The organism is Halomonas sp. EF61 (assembly GCF_040147045.1).
Lineage (GTDB): Bacteria > Pseudomonadota > Gammaproteobacteria > Pseudomonadales > Halomonadaceae > Halomonas > Halomonas litopenaei.
In genome coordinates this window covers 92,723-109,682 of the sequence record NZ_JAMSHM010000004.1, presented here as the reverse complement: position 1 = coordinate 109,682, position 16,960 = coordinate 92,723, and the positions used below count along the sequence as shown (strand labels likewise).

13 protein-coding genes and 1 tRNA gene are annotated in these 16,960 nt (G+C 66.2%); 3 read left to right on the top strand and 11 right to left on the bottom strand.

The genetic code is table 11. The annotated features are described in order from the left end of the window. Nucleotides 1–46: 46 nt before the first annotated feature. Genes hypE through hypF form a run of 4 tightly spaced genes read right to left on the bottom strand, consistent with a single transcriptional unit; the run spans nucleotide 47 to nucleotide 5,223 of the window. Nucleotides 47–1,102 carry a hydrogenase expression/formation protein HypE gene (gene hypE, locus NFI08_RS20040; RefSeq protein ID WP_349591341.1) on the bottom strand — a complete coding sequence of 352 codons (1,056 nt, stop codon included), beginning with the start codon at nucleotides 1,100–1,102 and terminating at the stop codon, nucleotides 47–49. After that, nucleotides 1,099–2,250, bottom strand: a complete 1,152-nt coding sequence (gene hypD / locus NFI08_RS20035; RefSeq protein ID WP_349591340.1) for a hydrogenase formation protein HypD — start codon at nucleotides 2,248–2,250, stop codon at nucleotides 1,099–1,101. Before hypD ends, hypE begins: the two co-directional genes overlap by 4 nt. Further along, nucleotides 2,247–2,537: a HypC/HybG/HupF family hydrogenase formation chaperone gene (locus NFI08_RS20030; protein WP_045994052.1), complete on the bottom strand. Its 291-nt coding sequence runs from the start codon at nucleotides 2,535–2,537 to the stop codon at nucleotides 2,247–2,249. Before NFI08_RS20030 ends, hypD begins: the two co-directional genes overlap by 4 nt. Then, complete coding sequence (hypF, locus tag NFI08_RS20025) at nucleotides 2,497–5,223, bottom strand: carbamoyltransferase HypF (RefSeq protein WP_349591339.1); 2,727 nt, start codon at nucleotides 5,221–5,223, stop codon at nucleotides 2,497–2,499. Before hypF ends, NFI08_RS20030 begins: the two co-directional genes overlap by 41 nt. 482 nt (nucleotides 5,224–5,705) lie before the next feature. On the opposite strand from hypF, the gene imuA reads away from it, so the two are divergent. From imuA to NFI08_RS20010, 3 genes are read left to right on the top strand one after another with little or no spacing between them, the layout of a single operon-like run. Then, on the top strand, nucleotides 5,706–6,509 hold the full coding sequence (gene imuA / locus NFI08_RS20020) for a translesion DNA synthesis-associated protein ImuA (protein ID WP_108448934.1): 804 nt from the start codon (nucleotides 5,706–5,708) through the stop codon (nucleotides 6,507–6,509). Further along, complete coding sequence (locus NFI08_RS20015) at nucleotides 6,506–7,936, top strand: Y-family DNA polymerase (protein WP_108448935.1); 1,431 nt, start codon at nucleotides 6,506–6,508, stop codon at nucleotides 7,934–7,936. The genes imuA and NFI08_RS20015 overlap by 4 nt, the downstream gene beginning before the upstream one ends. Continuing rightward, nucleotides 7,920–11,162, top strand: coding sequence for an error-prone DNA polymerase (locus tag NFI08_RS20010; RefSeq protein WP_108448936.1), 3,243 nt, complete (start codon nucleotides 7,920–7,922; stop codon nucleotides 11,160–11,162). Before NFI08_RS20015 ends, NFI08_RS20010 begins: the two co-directional genes overlap by 17 nt. A 70-nt stretch (nucleotides 11,163–11,232) precedes the next feature. Here NFI08_RS20010 and NFI08_RS20005 read toward each other — a convergent pair whose 3' ends face one another. The 7 genes from NFI08_RS20005 to ispE all read right to left on the bottom strand — a co-directional run bounded on the left by NFI08_RS20005 (nucleotide 11,233) and on the right by ispE (nucleotide 16,841). Further along, nucleotides 11,233–11,967, bottom strand: coding sequence for a DUF4336 domain-containing protein (locus NFI08_RS20005; protein WP_205254672.1), 735 nt, complete (start codon nucleotides 11,965–11,967; stop codon nucleotides 11,233–11,235). A gap of 150 nt (nucleotides 11,968–12,117) precedes the next feature. Further along, nucleotides 12,118–13,209 carry a redox-regulated ATPase YchF gene (ychF, locus tag NFI08_RS20000; RefSeq protein WP_045995168.1) on the bottom strand — a complete coding sequence of 364 codons (1,092 nt, stop codon included), beginning with the start codon at nucleotides 13,207–13,209 and terminating at the stop codon, nucleotides 12,118–12,120. A gap of 116 nt (nucleotides 13,210–13,325) precedes the next feature. Beyond that, the gene (gene pth / locus NFI08_RS19995; protein WP_108132918.1) at nucleotides 13,326–13,910 is read right to left on the bottom strand and encodes an aminoacyl-tRNA hydrolase; all 585 of its coding nucleotides are present in this window, start codon (nucleotides 13,908–13,910) and stop codon (nucleotides 13,326–13,328) included. 126 nt (nucleotides 13,911–14,036) lie between these two features. Next, on the bottom strand, nucleotides 14,037–14,738 hold the full coding sequence (locus NFI08_RS19990) for a 50S ribosomal protein L25/general stress protein Ctc (RefSeq protein ID WP_045995166.1): 702 nt from the start codon (nucleotides 14,736–14,738) through the stop codon (nucleotides 14,037–14,039). A 106-nt stretch (nucleotides 14,739–14,844) separates the two neighbouring features. Beyond that, on the bottom strand, nucleotides 14,845–15,786 hold the full coding sequence (locus NFI08_RS19985; RefSeq protein WP_181248623.1) for a ribose-phosphate pyrophosphokinase: 942 nt from the start codon (nucleotides 15,784–15,786) through the stop codon (nucleotides 14,845–14,847). 72 nt (nucleotides 15,787–15,858) lie between these two features. Then, nucleotides 15,859–15,933, bottom strand: a tRNA-Gln gene (locus NFI08_RS19980). 14 nt (nucleotides 15,934–15,947) lie between these two features. Then, complete coding sequence (ispE, locus tag NFI08_RS19975) at nucleotides 15,948–16,841, bottom strand: 4-(cytidine 5'-diphospho)-2-C-methyl-D-erythritol kinase (RefSeq protein ID WP_108448939.1); 894 nt, start codon at nucleotides 16,839–16,841, stop codon at nucleotides 15,948–15,950. Between the last annotated feature and the right edge of the window lie 119 nt (nucleotides 16,842–16,960).

Below are 16,960 nucleotides of genomic sequence, written 5' to 3'. Positions count from 1 at the left end.
TTCGAATCGGCCCTGAGCAGACCGCCATCAGCGTGTCAGCATCGCATCAGCAGATGCGCGGTAGCTGCTCTCCCACCAGCATGTCGACGATGCGCTGGCCGCCAAAGCCGGTACGCAGCGTCACCCGTCCCGGCTTGCCGTCCAGCGCCTGACCGATGATCGCGGCTTCCTTTCCCTGCGGATGCCCGCGCAGGGCGGCCAGGGCCGCCTCGGCCTGAGCCGCGGGCACCACCGCCACCAGCTTGCCTTCGTTGGCCAGGTACAGAGGGTCCAGTCCCAGTATCTCGCACATCCCCCGGACCTCCTTGCGCAGCGGCAGGGCCAGGTCGTCGAGTTCGATGGCAAGCCTGGAGGCCTCGGCCATCTCGTTGAGCACCGTGGCGACGCCGCCCCGGGTGGCGTCACGCAGGCAGCGGGTCTCGGGGGCGGCGGCCAGCAGTGCCTCGATCAGGCCATTGAGGGCGGCACAGTCGCTCTCCAGGTCGGTGTCCAGCGACAGGTCGCCACGGGCCGCCAGGATGGCGGCACCGTGATCGCCGAGCCAGCCGTTGACGATGATCACGTCGTCGGCCTGGATGCGCTCGATACCGAGCTTACGCTCGGCAGGAATGACGCCGATGCCGGTGGTGGTGATGAAGACGCCGTCGCAGGCCCCGCGCTCGACCACCTTGGTGTCACCTGTGACGATCTCGACGCCGGCCTCGCGGGCGGCTGTGGCCATGGAGTGGGCGATGCGCCTCAGGTCATCGATCGGCAGGCCTTCTTCCAGGATCACCGCGCAGGACAGGTAGCGGGGATGGGCGCCCCCCACGGCCAGGTCGTTGACGGTGCCGCACACCGCCAGCTTGCCGATGTCACCACCGGGAAAGAACAGCGGGTCGACCACGAAGCCGTCGGTGGTCATGGCCAGTCGGTCGCCCAGGCATGCCAGCTCGGCCAGTTCCAGCCTCGCCTGGTCCTCGAGCACCTCGGGAAGCGCGGTGAATTCCCTGACGAAGACGTCATCGATCAGGTCCTTCATAGCCTTGCCGCCGCCTCCGTGGGCCTGGGTCACCGCGCGGGCGGCAAGGGTGGGAAGCTGTCGTCGTGTCGTATCGCTCATGATTCGGCCTGGCTTGTGCTGTGGTTCGGGCTATCGACGTTGCCACCGCCGTATTGATAGTAGGCGGCGCAGGCACCTTCGCTGGAGACCATCAGCGCGCCCCGGGGTTGATCCGGTGTGCAACGCTTGCCGAACAGCTCGCACTGCCAGGGCTTGAGGTTACCGGTGAGCACGTCACCACAGCGGCAGTTGTCCGGGTCGGCCACCTGCTGATTGGGCACGGCGAACTTGCGTTCGGCATCGTAGGCACCATAGGCGTCCTTGATCTGGACACCTGACTCGGCGATCGAGCCGAGCCCGCGCCACTCGCAGCTCTCGCGGGGCTCGTAGACCCGATGGAAGGCCTCCAGCGCGGTGAGGTTGCCGTCGCTGGTCACCAGACGCTGGTACTGGTTCTCGACCTCGGCGCGGCCATCGTGAAGCTGGCGAACAACCATCAGCAGCGACTGCAGGATATCCAGAGGCTCGAAGCCGGAGACCACCACCGGGCAGCCGTAGCGCTCGGCGATGAAGCGGTAGGGGTCGGTGCCGATGATCATCGACACGTGTCCCGGCCCGAGGAAGCCATCCAGGCGATGGTCAGGATTGTCGAGGATCGCCTGTAACGTCGGGATGATGGTGATGTGGTTGCAGAACACCGAGAAGTTGCCGACCCCTTCGCGCTCGGCCTGGGCGATGGTCAGGGCGGTGGAGGGAATGGTGGTCTCGAAGCCCAGACCAAAGAACACCACTTCCCGATCCGGATGCTTGCGCGCCAGTGCCAGGGCGTCGGTGGGGGAGTAGACGATGCGCACGTCGGCGCCGTCGGCCTTGGCCTGCATCAGGCTCTTGCGTGAGCCGGGAACCCGGATGGCGTCGCCGAAGGTGGTGAGGATCACCTCGGGACGCTCGGCGATGGCGACGCAGTCATCGACGCGACCCATCGGCAGCACGCACACCGGGCAGCCGGGGCCGTGGATCAGCTCCAGTTCCGGCGGCAGCATGGCCTCCAGCCCATAGTGGAAGATCGCGTGGGTATGGCCGCCACAGACCTCCATGATGCGCACCGGGCCGCCGCGCTGCTCGGCCAGGCGGGCGACCAGGGTGGTGATGTGTTCGAGGATCTGCCGGGCGCGGGCGTGATCGCGGAATTCGTCGATGAATTTCATGAAGAGACCTCCTGGTCGCCGGTCAAGGTCAGAGCGTCGAACTCGTGTGTGTCGCCCAGTTCGTCCAGCAGTTCGAGGGTGCGCGCCGCAGCCTCGGCGTCGATACGGTTCAGGGCGAAGCCCACATGGACCAGCACCCAGTCGCCCACGCAGCGTTCGGGCGGGTGGTCGTCATCGACGATGCAGGCGATGTTGATCTGGCGTCGGACCCCGCTCACGTCCACCGTGGCGAGCCGCGCGTCGGCGTCATCGAGGGAAATGATCTGTCCTGGAATTCCCAGACACATGGGCGGTCTCCTGTGCGTTATTGGATGCCGTGGTGGCGGTAGTGACAGTGGCAATGGAGGGAGCGGTTGTTGTTGTCGAGATCGTTGAGATCGTTGAGATCGTTGAGGTTGCCGAGGTCAGACTATCCGACGCCTGGTCGGAGGCCTGCGGATGCCGCCGCGCCGCCGCGATCAGCGCCTGGCCCAGGGCGATGCCGCCGTCGTTGGCCGGCACCTGGCGGTGGGTCAGCACTCGAACAGGCAGGGGGGCGAGGCACTTAAGCGTCAGTTCCAGCAGGGTGCGGTTGTGAAAGCAGCCGCCGCTCAGCGCGACGGCCTCGACGTTGCGCGTGCTGGAGAGGCGCCGGGCATGGTCGTTAGAGACTTCGTCGAGTGCGTCGTCCTGCATGTCGCCTACGACGTCGTCCAGCATCTCGCCAACGACCTCGCCAACGACCTCGCCAAGCCCCTTGGCCAGTCCCAGATGAAAGCGCGCCGCGATCAGCGTGGTGTCCTTGCCGGCGGCCAGGTCGTCAAACAGCGCCGTCCACATCGGTGCCGGATCGAGGATCCGGTGACCGCCTTGCTCCCTGTGAAGGGCGAAGGGATAGGGCGCAATGGCGCCAGACGTGCGTGACTGGGGCGACTTCAGCGCGCGGGCGGCTAGGGCTTCCACGGCCATGGCCGCTTCGCCTTCGTGGTGCTGGTGATCGAAGCACAGCTCCAGGGCGGCGGCGACGGCGTCGAACAGGCGCCCGCAGGAGGAGGCGAGGGGGCTGTTGAGCCCGGCCTCGATCATCCCGCTGAGGGTATCGATCGGCTTCTGCTGCAGTCGCTTGAGTACGCCAAGGTTTGGGTGGCGGCGCTTGAGGGCGGCAAGGCCGGGACCGGCGATGAGCTGCGCCAGCAGGTTGCGCCAGGGCTCGCGGGAGGCGGTGCCGGCTCCCGGCATGGCCACGGACTTGAGCGAACCCAACCGCTGGCAATGGCGATAATCCGCCAGCAGGAACTCACCGCCCCACAGGCCGCCATTCTCGCCAAGGCCCAGGCCGTCCAGGGCGATCCCCAGTACCGGAGCGGCGTCGCGAGGATAGCCGTTGTCGGCCAGACAGGCGGCGATATGGGCGTGGTGATGGCCGATGGCATCGAGTGGCAGGCCGGCGTCGTCGGCCATGTGACGAGCCATGTTCTGAGCCATATGACGAGCCATGTCGCTGGTACGGTAGTCCGGGTGAGTGTCGCAGGCCAGCCAGGCGGGACGGTGGTCGTAAAGCGTCAGGAAGTCGTCAAGATTGCGTTCGTAGTCGTCGAGGGTGGCGGCGTCGTCCAGGTCACCCTGATGCGGGGACAGGATCGCGCGCTGGCCATCCACCAGGCAGAAGGTGGCCTTCTGTTGCGGACCCAGGGCAAGCCCCGGCGAGATGTCCTCGAAGCCAGGCGGCAGCGGCAGTGATGCCGGGGCGTAGCCCCTGGCACGACGCAGCATGCGCACCTTGCCGGCGGCCAGCTGTACCAGGCTATCGTCGATACGCCGGGCGATGGCGCGGTCGTGGGTGAGGGCGTGGCTGGCGATCGTCGACAGGCTGTCGCCGAGTCCTCCATCGTCGATCAGCTGGGGCTCCCCGGAGACGTTGCCGCTGGTCATCACGATGGGAAAGGGCAGCCGCTGGCACAGCAGCACGTGCAAGGGGGTCGATGGCAGCATCACGCCGAGCCGGTCGAGTCCCGGGGCCAGGGCCTCGGCGAGTGGTCGACCTGTGGCCTCGTCACGGCGCCGCTCGAGCAGCACGATGGGTGCGGCGGCTGAGCAGAGTGCCTGTTGTTCGAGCTCATCGAGCCGGCAATAACGCCTGACCATCTCCAGGTCTTTTGCCATCAACGCCAGCGGGCGTGTGGGGCGATGCTTGAGCCGTCGCAGGCGCTCGAGGGCCTCGGTGCTGGTGGCGTCGCAGGCAAGCTGGTAACCGCCGAGCCCCTTGATGGCGAGGATCTGGCCCTGGCGGATCAGCGCGGCGGCCTGGTCGATGGGAGCCTCAATGGCGGGGGTGGTGTGAGCGTCGATGGCGTCTTCGCCCGCCAGACAGGGCCCGTCGTCCAGCGCCACCAGACGCACCTGGGGCCCGCAGGCCGGACAGGCGATGGGTTCGGCATGGAAGCGACGGTCGCCGGGATCCAGATATTCGGCGCGACAGCACTCGCATAGCGCAAAGTCAGCCATGGTGGTGGCCGCCCGGTCGTAGGGCATGTCACGAATGATCGACAGGCGTGGGCCACAGTGGGTGCAGTTGGTCAGGGCGTAACCGGAGCGTCGCTGGTGCTGGCTCAGTATTTCTTCTGTGCAGGCTGCGCAGATGGCGGCGTCCACGGCGATATCGGTGCGCGTTGCGCCCTCGAGACTATCGACGATGGTGAAGCCGACTCGGTGCAGCGGTGCCAGGCCCGAGCGAACCTCGATGTCGGTGATCTGTGCCAGTGGGGGCGGGTCGCGCTTGAGTTGTTCGATCAGGCTCTCGAGGCGTTCACTGGGGCCGGCTGCCCGGATCAGCACGCCTTCACCGTCGTTGAGCACCTCACCGACCAGCGCTAGCCGGTTGGCCAGTTGCCATACCGTCGGACGAAACCCCACACCCTGCACGCAGCCGCGGACCCGGATTTCTACCGTGGTTTCTGGGGTGCATGGCGGTGTCGTGGGGGGGTGAATGGTCATGACGTCCAGCGGTGAAGAAAAGACCTGCCTGACTATTTCACAGCTAACGCAGGCCAAACTTGAGCTGTGACAACCTTCTACGACCACCATACCCCTCCCCGGGGGAGCCTCCGTGGCGCTTCTGTGCTGGTGTGAGCGGATGTGCCGCTTTCCTGACCCATCGTCAGATTGGCCTGGCGCTGCATTGCCGACTTGGCATTGGACGAGTACTGTATAAAATAACAGTATTCGGTATGTTGGCGTCCGCCCGGTAAGGCCAGGGCGTGGTCTAGAAACATGGACCTGAAACCTGGACCAGAAATCTGGGTTAGAAATCTGAGCCGGGCTGGAGTATCTAGCGGGCCAGCAGCGCAGCTCGGCAGAGAACGCCAGCAGAGAACGCCAGCAGCGAACGCCATCAGAGCAGGCCAGTTGAGCAGGCCGGTTGAGCAGGCCAGTTGAGCAGGCCAAGAGCGGAGCGGGATAGGAGCGGGAGAGGAGCGATGAAGGCAGCAGACAACCAGGCCCGTGACAACGCAAGTGATGACCTCTCGCGCTTGATGCAGCGAGGCAGCGTCTGGCGGGCGCGGCGACAGTGGCACCGTGATCAGCCGCAGGGCGACACGAGGCGCGGGATCTCCACCGGGGTGGAGGCCCTGGACGAGGTGCTCGGCGGTGGCTGGCCCCGGGGAGAGCTGCTGGAACTGCTGCTGGATCGAGCGGGTTGCGGCGAGATTCGTCTATTGCTTCCGCTGATGCACCGCTGCGAGCGGGTGGTGTGGTTCGACCCACCCTGGCAGCCTCATGCGGCGGCCCTGGCGGCGGCGGGCCTGGATCTGTCGCATCTGGTCATCGTGCGTACCCGCCATCCCAGGCAGCGGCTGTGGGCCATGGAGCAGGCATTGAAGAGCGGCTGCTGCGATCTGGTGCTGGGCTGGTTCGCCGCGGTGCAGGGGCAATGGCTGCGGCGGCTGCAGCTCGCCGTGGCGTCAGGGGGCGGCCATGGCGCGCTGATTCGACCGGCCGACTTCGCCAAGCAAGGGTCAGTGGCCCCCTGGCGACTGCGGCTGTCGGCTCCTGACCAGAGCAGCGGTGACGAGACGGCGCCCTTGTCGAGGCGCATCAAGGTCCATGCCTTCAAGCGCAAGGGGGCCATGCCAGCCAGGGCCATCGATATCACCCTGGCCGACTCTAGGCTGTCGCCCCCGTGCCCGCGGCCGACTTCGCTACCGTGCGCACCCAGTGGGGAACGTCGATCCCGCCCCGTGTTGCTCGTCTCCGAGCGCAAGGGTGCGGGGCGATCATGAAGGGGCTGTGGCTATGCCTTCACTGTCCGCAGCTTGGGCTGGAGGTGCTGAGCGCCGGCGATGACGGACCCCTCGCGTTGCTGTGCGAGGACGGGGAGCGTATCGCCCTGGTCTCGGCCAGGGCCTGGCAGGCCGGTGTGCGGCCGGGCATGACGATCAATGCGGCACTGTGTCTGGAGCCAGGACTCCGGCTATTGACGCCGAATCCTGAGGTGAGCCGACGTCGTCTCGAAGGGCTGGCGCTATGGTGTGCCCGCTTCAGCGCCCGGGTCAGTCTCGAGCCGACGGCGGAGAACGCCGCGTCCTGGGGCGTGGTGATGGAGATCGTCTCGATGCTCGACTACTTCGGCGGACTCGAGGGACTGTGGCGACGCCTGCACGAAGAATTGGCGACCCTGGAGCTTGAGGTGTCCAGCGCCACCGGGCACACCCCGCTGGCCGCCTGCCTGCTGGCCCGGACGGGGGGCTATTGTGGCCAGGGCGAGGCTGAGCATATGGCCAGGCTCGGCAGGCTTCGCCTCGACCGGCTGGGGCTGTCCGCACGCCAGCAGTCGCGCCTCAAGGGGCTTGGGTTTACGCACCTCAATGACCTGCTTGTGCTGCCGCCGGCCTCGCTGGCCTCGCGCCTGGGGACAGACCTGCGGCGCTACCTTCAGCGCTTGACCGGCGAGGTCGCCGATCCCCCGCCGGTATTCGCGCCACCACCGCGCTTCGATCGTGAGCGGGAGCTGGTCCATGAGATCGAGCTGGCCGCCGGCATCGTGTTTCCCCTGCGGCGCCTGCTGGCGGAGCTCGAGGGCTTTCTCAAGGTGCGTTGCGTCAAGGCATTGTCGCTGACCTTGACCCTGTATCACCGGGAAGGGGCTCAGCACCTGAGCGTGGGGCACGCCGGGGGCGAGCAGGCGGCGGAGGCCTGGCTCGAGCTGTGCCGGTTGCGCCTGGAATCAGTGGTACTCGAAGCACCGGTGTTGCGCCTGCGCCTGGAGGTCAGCGAGGTTGCTAGCCTGCAAGAGGTGGCAACGGACCTGTTTCAGGCGGCGCCGCCCAGAGACACCCCCGAGGCACTGTTCAGCCGGTTGCGTTCTCGTCTCGGTGATGGCGCCGTGTTGCAGCCCATGGCGCTGGAGGATCATCGCCCCGAACGGGCCTCCCGCTTGGTAGCGCAGCCGGGGACCGCTCGCAGGCCCCCGGCTGAAATCCAGACTGCCAACCATCCGGCCTGGCTGCTGGAACACCCCGAGCCGCTGACGCCGGCGACCCTCGAGCGTCTGGTCTGGGTCGCCGGGCCCGAGCGCCTGGCCAGCGGCTGGTGGGACCAGGCCCCGGCGCGGCGTGACTATCACGTGGCCTGCTGGCCGGACGGTCGCCATGGCTGGGTCTTTCGCGACGCCGAGTCGCAATGGTGGTTGCATGGCTGGTTCGGTTGAGCGTGTCGGCGAGCCACCTGACGCTGCAGAAGTCGCCCCGGGCCCTGGCTACGCTGAGCTACATTGCCTGTCCAACTTCACCTTTCTCAAGGGCGCGTCTCACCCCCATGAGCTGGTCGCCCGCGCCGCCGAGCTTGGCTATCACGCCCTGGCGATCACCGATGAGTGCTCGGTGGCCGGCATCGTGCGCGCCTGGGAGGCTGCCCGAGACCACCGGATCGCGCTGATCATCGGTGCCGAGTTTCGCCTGGCCGACGAGGTCGTGGTCGTGCTGGCCGAGAACCGCAGCGGCTACGCCAGCCTGTGCCGGCTGATCACCCTGGGCCGTCGCCGTGCGCCCAAGGGCAGCTATCGTCTCGACTGGGAGGATCTGGAGGCGCTCGAGGACTGTCTGCTGCTGTACCTGCCGGGCAACGACGACGCCCGGACTCGGGAGAGAATGGACGGGTTGAAGCAACACTTCGACGGGCGCTGCTGGGTGATGGTCCAGCGCCACTTCCAGGCAAGCGAGGAGGACCGATTGGCGAGGCGGATGAGGCTGGCGAGTGCCGCCGGCCTGCCGCTGGTCGCCAGCGGTGGCGTCCTGATGCACCAGCCGAGCCGCAAGCGATTGCAGGATGTACTGACCGCCCTTCGGCATCGCACCAGCGTGCAACGCGCCGGTTTTCTGCTCGAGCCCAACGCCGAGCGCTGCCTGCGCCCCCTGTCACGGCTGGCGCAGTGTTTTGCGCCTGCGCTGCTCGAACAAAGCCTGCGTATCGCCGAGCGTTGTCGCTTCGACCCCGGCGAGCTGCGCTACGAGTACCCCGAGGAACTGGTCCCCGACGGCCATACGCCGTCGTCCTGGCTGGCGCACAAGGTGCGCCAGGGCGAGCGGCTACGCTTCCCGGAGGGTACGCCTTCGGATATCGCCGAGCAGATCGCCCGCGAGCTTGAGCTGATCGCCAGGATGGCCTACGAGCCGTTCTTTCTGACCATCGAGGACATCGTCGCCTTCGCCCGCCGCCAGGGCATCCTGTGTCAGGGGCGGGGCTCGGCGGCCAATTCGGTGGTCTGTTACTGCCTGTTTATCACCGAGGTGGACCCGCGTCAGGTGCAGCTGCTGTTCGAACGCTTTATTTCCGAGGAGCGCGACGAGCCGCCGGATATCGACGTGGACTTCGAGCACGAGCGCCGCGAGGAGGTGATCCAGTACATCTATCGGCGCTACGGCCGCGAGCGGGCCGGGCTTGCCGCCACCGTGATCAGCTACCGCCCCAGAAGTGTACTCAAGGACGTGGGGCGGGCGCTGGGGCTGCAACCGGGCTATCTGGCCTGGCTCGCCAGTCGGCTGGATCGCCGCGAGGGCGAGGGCGCCTGGCTCGAGGCGCTCAAGCAGACGGTGGGGGAGACGGTAGGCGCGGGAGGTGAAGAGGCCGCCTCCACCGCCGTCCCGGAACTGCTGCGTCATCTGGTCGAACTGGTGGAGCAGCTATTGGGCTTTCCGCGACACCTGTCACAGCACGTGGGGGGCTTCGTGATCTCGCGCGGGCCGCTGCACGAGCTGGTGCCGGTGGAGAACGCCGCGATGGAAGGGCGCACCCTGATCCAGTGGAACAAGGACGACCTGGAGAGTCTGGGGCTGCTCAAGGTCGACGTGCTGGCGCTGGGTATGCTGACCGCCATTCGCAAGACCCTGGCGCTGCTGTCAGACGGAGGCGAACACCGGGACGACGACAGGCGCTGCTTCGAGAGCACGGGCGAGGGCGACGACGATGGCGAGGGCGATGGCGAGCATCAGGCCATGGCCATGTCCCGGGTGCCCCGGGATGATCCTGAGGTGTACGCCATGCTCAGTCGCGGGGACAGCGTCGGCGTCTTCCAGGTGGAGAGCCGTGCCCAGATGAACATGCTGCCGCGCTTGAAGCCCCGCAACTACTACGACCTGGTGATCGAGATCGCCATCGTTCGTCCCGGGCCGATCCAGGGCGACATGGTGCATCCCTACCTGCGGCGTCGCGACGGCATCGAGGAGGTCAGCTATCCCAGCGACGAGGTCAGGGGCGTGCTCGAGCGGACCCTGGGGGTGCCGATCTTCCAGGAGCAGGTGATCAAGCTGGCCATGGTGGCGGCGGGCTATTCCGGTGGCGAGGCCGACCAGTTGCGGCGGGCCATGGCGGCCTGGCGACGGGCCGGCACCATCGCCGAGCACCAGCAGCGGCTGACCGCCGGGCTGCGTGCCAGGGGCTACAGCGACGAGTTTGCCAACGCCATCTGTCGCCAGATCGAGGGCTTTGGCCAGTACGGCTTCCCCGAGTCCCACGCGGCCAGCTTCGCCCACCTGGTGTACGTCTCGGCCTGGCTCAAGTGCCACCACCCCGCGGCCTACTGCTGTGGCCTGCTCAATAGCCAGCCGATGGGCTTCTATAGCCCGTCACAACTGGTGCAGGATGCCCGCCGTCACGGTGTCGAGGTGCGTCCGGTGGATATCAATGCCAGCCACTGGGACGCCACCCTGGAGCCAGATGGTGCCCTGCGACTGGGCTTTCGCCTGGTCAAGGGGCTGGGGCGTGGTGCCATCGACTGCCTGCTGGCGAGGCGTCCGGCCAACGGCTATGCCAGCGTCGCCGAGGCCAGGCGTCGCGCGCCGATGTCGGCCCGCGAGTGGGAAGCGCTGGCGGCGGCCGGGGCGCTGTCGAGCCTCGGCGGCCATCGCTACCAGGCACGCTGGAATCTGCTGGCGCCGGATCCGGCGCTGGCGCTGGGCGAGACCGATATCCTCGACGACACCACCCCAGAGCTGGCGCCCCCCAGCGAGCAGGCCGACCTCGAGGAGGACTTTCGCCATCTGGGGCTGAGCCTTGCCCGCCATCCCATGGCGTTGCTGCGCGAGCAGACCTCGATGGCGCGGCAAGGACTGGCGCGTTGCCTCAAGGCCACTGAGCTTGCCGAGCTGGACCACGGCCATCTGGTCCAGGTAGCGGGGCTGGTGACCACCCGCCAGCGGCCGGGCACCGCCTCCGGGGTCACCTTCGTGACCCTGGAAGACGAGACCGGCAACGTCAACGTGGTGGTGTGGAAGGACACCGCCAAGGCCCAGCGCCAGGCGCTGTTGAACGCCCGGCTGTTGAAGGTCACCGGCCATCTGGAGCGCGAGGGCAGCGTGATCCATGTGATCGCCGGACGGCTCGAGGACTTGAGCGGCTTGTGGGCCGAACTCGGCGTGCCCTCGCGGGATTTCCGCTAGCACGCTGTCGTCGTCTCTCCGCTCGTCCACCTTGTTCGGCCAGAATAAGCAGTCGTCGACTAGGGCGTGTTCACGGCAAACTCGGCGCGCTTGCTGTCAACCAGCGAAAGGAGCGCTTGAGAAAGCCTTCCACGTCATCCTCAATGATCTCGCCGTGGGCCATGATGATTCGAGCGGGCCGCCAGGAGAGCAGGGTGCGTAGATGCTCGCTCGCCAGGTAGCGTCGGCCGAGGAAGCTCAGTCGCCACTCCAGCGGCATCCTGCCATCCGGCGCCAGGATGCCCGAGAGCCTGGCCAGTCGACGCTGCAAGGGCGTCAGGGAAGCAGGGGGTAGATTGCCGATCAGATCGGCCACGATCAGGCTGCGGCTGGAACGGTGCAGGAACACCGCTTCCTGCATGCGCGATGAGCCGGTGAACAGGCACTGGTCGATATCGTCACCCCAGAAGCGGTTGGGAGTGCCATCCAGGGTGCTTTCGAACACCAGGTCGCCGCGCTTGGCGATGACTTCCCGGGTGCCGAAACTGCGAGCCATCGGGTAGGCCATCTGCCATTCGCGCATGAACAGGTGGTGACAATGGTTGGGAGCGATCAGGAAGTGTACCTGGCCCAGCTCGTCGAGGGCGTCACGCAGTGGCTCGGTCAGTGGGACGGGGCTGTGCACCCACAGCCGGTCGCCGCTCAGGCGTACCACCACCATGCGTGTCGGATAGGGCAGCAGCTTGCCTCTGATGACGGGCCCATCCGCTATCCATAGCTCAGGCGCCGTTGCCTTGAGCGGTGGAGAATCATTCGAGAGTGTCACGCTCTTGTTCCTGCGCTTGATGACATCTCTCGAATATAACCTCTTTGCGATAGAGTTGCTGCATGTGACTGGCATGTAAACGACAACACCGAGGCATGCCTCGGTGTTGACACAGGAAACGTGATGTTACGTCGGACGCTGCGGTGAGCCTCAGACGTTGAAGCGGAAGTGCACCACGTCGCCGTCCTTGAGCACGTAGTCCTTGCCTTCCAGGCGCCACTTGCCGGCGTCCTTGGCGCCCTGCTCGCCGTTCAGGCTGACGAAGTCGTCATAGGCCACCACTTCGGCGCGGATGAAGCCCTTCTGGAAGTCGGTGTGGATGACACCGGCGCCTTCCGGGGCGGTGGCGCCGACCTTGACGGTCCAGGCACGCACTTCCTTGACCCCTGCGGTGAAGTAGGTCTGCAGACCCAGCAGGGCGTAGCCGGCGCGGATCACCCGGTCGAGACCGGGCTCTTCCATGCCCATCTCGGCCAGGAACATCTCGCGTTCCTCGTCATCGAGTTCGGCGATCTCGGCTTCCAGCTGGTTGCACACGGGAACCACCACGGCGCCCTCGGCCTCGGCGATGCCCTTGACCACGTCGAGGTAGGGGTTGTTGTCGAAGCCGTCCTCGTTGACGTTGGCGATGTACATGGTCGGCTTCAGGGTCAAAAAGCCGAAGCTCTTGATCTGCTTCTTCTCGTCATCGCTCAGATCGAAGCTGCGCAGCGGCTGGCCTTCGGCCAGGTGCGGCTGGATCTTGTCGAGCACCGCCTTGGTGGCAATGGCGTCCTTGTCGCCGCCCTTGACCACGCGAACCAGGCGCTGGATGGCCTTCTCCACGGTGTCGAGGTCGGCCAGGGCCAACTCCAGGTTGATGGTCTCGATATCCGCCGCCGGGTCGACCTGGTTGGCCACGTGGATGACGTTGTCGTTGTCGAAGCAGCGCACCACGTGGGCGATGGCCTGGGTCTCGCGGATATTGGCGAGGAACTGGTTGCCGAGACCTTCACCCTTGGAGGCGCCGGCGACCAGGCCGGCGATATCGACGAATTCCATGGTGGTGGGCACCACCTTCTCCGGCTTGACGATCTCGGCGAGCTTGTCGAGGCGCGGGTCCGGCATGGGGACGATGCCGACATTGGGCTCGATGGTGCAGAACGGGAAGTTCTCTGCATCGATGCCGGACTTGGTCAGGGCGTTGAAGAGGGTGGACTTGCCGACGTTGGGCAGACCAACGATGCCGCAGTTGAATCCCATGGGTGGTTCCTGAAGGCGTGAAGTGAAAGAAGTCGGCGCACAGTGTATGACGTCGGGCCAGGCGGGGACAGCCCGGGCGGTGCAACCACCTGCTGCCCCTGTTGGCGCCTGCCGGGTCAGGCAGAGTGGCTGTGCAGGCGGTTCATGGCCTTGGCCCAGTCGCCGGATAGCGCCTGGGGCAATGTCGCCAGGCACTCGATCAGGGCGCCGTCGATGGCCTCGCGCTCGGTCTTGCCGGGACGGCCCAGCACGTAGTTGGTGACCAGCTTGGCGCTGCCGGGATGACCGATGCCGATGCGCGCACGATGGAAGGACTTGTCGTTGCCCAGGGCGCTGATGATGTCGCGCAGGCCATTGTGGCCGCCGTGGCCGCCGCCCTGCTTGTAGCGCGCGCTGCCGGGGGGCAGGTCGAGCTCGTCGTGGGCGATGAGCATCTCGTCGGGGGCCAGCTTGAAGAAGTTGGCCAGCGCCGCCACCGAGGCACCGGAGCGGTTCATGTAGGTGGTCGGCACCAGCAGGTGCAGGTCGCTGCCTTCGACAAAGGCCTTGGCGTAGAGGCCGAGAAACTTCTTCTCCGGGCGCAGCTCGGCGCTGGACTGACGCGCGACTTCCTCCACCAGCCAGGCGCCGGCGTTGTGACGCGTCGCCTCGTACTGGGTGCCAGGGTTGGCAAGGCCGATCAGCGCCTTGATCCTTGTCATGGTGGTCTCTCCGGTCAGCGGTGCGGGGCAAGCGCTTTGCTCAGGGCCTTGGCGACGAGGCCATGGGCAAAGCCCTCGGAAACGAAAAGGGCCACCGCAGTGGCCCCTGAATCCGGCAGAAAAGGATTACTCCTTGTCGCCTTCTTCGTCTTCGTCCTTGGCTTCGTCCTTCGCTTCCTCGGCAGCTTCTTCGCTGGCCTCGGCGGCGGCGGCTTCTTCCTCGGCGATTTCTTCCTCGGACTGCATGACCTTGGCCTTGGTCACGTTGACGATGGCCTGGTCGTGCTCTTCACCGTGGCTCAGCTCGACGATGGTCACACCAGCCGGGACCTTGAGGTCGGACAGGTGCAGGGTGCTGCCGATCTCGAGGTCAGCGATGTTGACCTCGAGGTAGTCGGGCAGGTCCTTCGGCAGGCAGCTGATCTCGACTTCGTTGGCCAGCTGGTGCAGTTCACCGTCCTGCTCCTTGATGGCCTTGGACTCGTCCTGACCGACCACGTGCAGCGGAACGCGCATGGTGATCTCGTGAGTCGCATCGACGCGCAGGAAGTCGGCGTGGGTCACCAGCGGCTTGTACGGGTGGCGCTGAAGGTCACGCACCACGACTTGCTGGGACTTGCCGTCAACCTCAAGGTTGATGACGGAAGAGAAGAAGGCTTCGTCTTCCAGCGCCTTGTAGAACGCAGTCTTGTCGACGGCGATCGGCTGCGGCGTCTTTTCACCACCGTAGATGATGGCGGGGACTTGCTGGTTCGCACGACGCAGGCGGCGGCTCGCACCTTTCCCCAGGTCGTTACGAACATTGGCGGTAAGTTTGTAGTCAGACATGAAATTGCCTCTTGGCTAAAGTAAGGAAGCCACCGAGCCCGCGACCAGACCTCGGTGGTTCCAGATGCCCCGGTTGTCGGGGCGCGTTTCCCGCGCGATATGTCGCTTAGTGGAACATCGCGCTGACGGATTCCTCGTTGCTGACGCGGCGGATCGCTTCGGCGATCAGGCCGGCCACGCTGAGCTGGCGGATACGTCCGCTGCGACGCGCGGTGTCGGACAGCGGGATGGTGTCGGCCACCACCACTTCGTCCAGCACCGACTCGGAGATGTTGTCCACCGCAGGGCCCGACAGGATCGGGTGGGTGGCGTAGGCGACCACGCGCTTGGCGCCGTGTTCCTTGAGCGCTTCGCCCGCCTTGCACAGGGTGCCGGCGGTGTCGATCATGTCGTCCACCACCACACAGGTGCGGTCCTGGATATCACCGATGATGTGCATCACCTGGGCCTGGTTGGCCTGGGGGCGACGCTTGTCGATGATCGCCAGGTCAGCGTTGAGCTGCTTGGCGATGGCACGGGCACGGACCACGCCGCCGACATCGGGGGAGACCACGACCAGGTCGTCGTAGTTCTGACGCTCGATGTCGTCGAGCAGGATCGGCGAGCCGTAGACGTTGTCCACGGGCACGTCGAAGAAGCCCTGGATCTGGTCGGCGTGCAGGTCCATGGTCATGACCCGGTCGACGCCGGCCTTGACCATCATGTCGGCCACGATCTTGGCCGAGATCGGCACCCGGGCGGAGCGCACGCGGCGATCCTGGCGGGCGTAGCCGAAGTAGGGCACCACCGCAGTGATACGGGTGGCCGAGGCCCGGCGCAGGGCGTCAACCATCAGGATCAGTTCCATCAGGTTGTCGTTGGTCGGTGCACAGGTGGACTGCAGGATAAAGACATCCTTGCCGCGCACGTTCTCGTTGATCTCGACCGCGACCTCGCCATCGCTGAACTGGCCGACCGTGGCATTACCCAGTCGGCTGTCCAGGCTCTCGGCGACCTTACGGGCGAGTTCGGGGTTGGCATTCCCGGCGAAAACCATCAATTTTGACACGCGCAGCCACCTTTGCTGTGTTGGGTCTTCAGTGTGAGCCTGGGGGAGTGAGTCCAGGACTCAGAAGGAAGTTGGCTGGGGTAGGAGGATTCGAACCTCCGCATGGCGATACCAAAAACCGCTGCCTTACCGCTTGGCTATACCCCAGCATACGTCCTGCCTCACGCGGGCAGGGCGTCGAGGAGAGGCGATCGATTCAGGCCCAGGGCCTTGAAGGCGTGCCAGGTCGGCTGTTGGCATCGGACATCGTCCAGCAACTGGACGGCCTCGGCCTCCGACTCCAGACGGGCAAAAACGCACGCGCCGGTACCCGTCAACATTGACGGCGCCCGGGCGTTGAGCCAGTCCAGGGCACGAGCCACCTCAGCATAGGCTTGCCTGACGGTGTCCTCGCAATCGTTGCGCCAGCTTGACGCTCCCCCCTTGAGTGCGCGCGCCATGGTAATGGCGGGGGTGTCCCGTGTCAATTCCGGCGCAGTGAACACGGCAGGGGTGGAGACCGCCACACCCGGGTGCACGACCACGAACCAGGGGGTGTCGAGTGCCACCGCGACAAGGCGCTCGCCGACGCCTTCCGCCCAGGCGGCCTGGCCGTGGACGAATACCGGCACATCGGCGCCCAGCGTCAGGCCCAGTTCAGCCAGACGCCGGGTCGTCAGTTCCAGGCCCCACAGATGATTCAGCCCGACCAGCACGCTGGCGGCGTCGCTGCTGCCACCGCCCAGGCCACCACCCATGGGCAGGCGCTTGGTGACGCCAAGATCGGCACCGAGCGCGCAGCCGGTCTCGCGCTTGAGCAGGTCGGCGGCCCGCCATAGCAGGTTGGCCTCGCGGGGTACGCCCTCGAGACGGTCTGTCAGGGTTATCTCACCGTCCAGGCGCAGGCGCAGGTGGATATCGTCACCGTGGTCGAGGAACTGGAACAGCGTCTGCAGCTCGTGGTAGCCGTCGTCGCGACGGCCGACGATATGCAGCATGCGATTGAGCTTGGCCGGCGCCGGCAACGTCAGGGTCTGCTGCGCGCTGGCATCGGAAGAGAAAGAGGTGTCGGGCATGGGGGAGTCTATAAAGGGTGCTGTCCAGGGATCGGCTGAGCGAAGTGATGGCGATCGGTGGCTGGGGGCGGCGCCTGCCATCGGCGATCGGGATCGATGATGGCTCTCGTTGCTTCTCT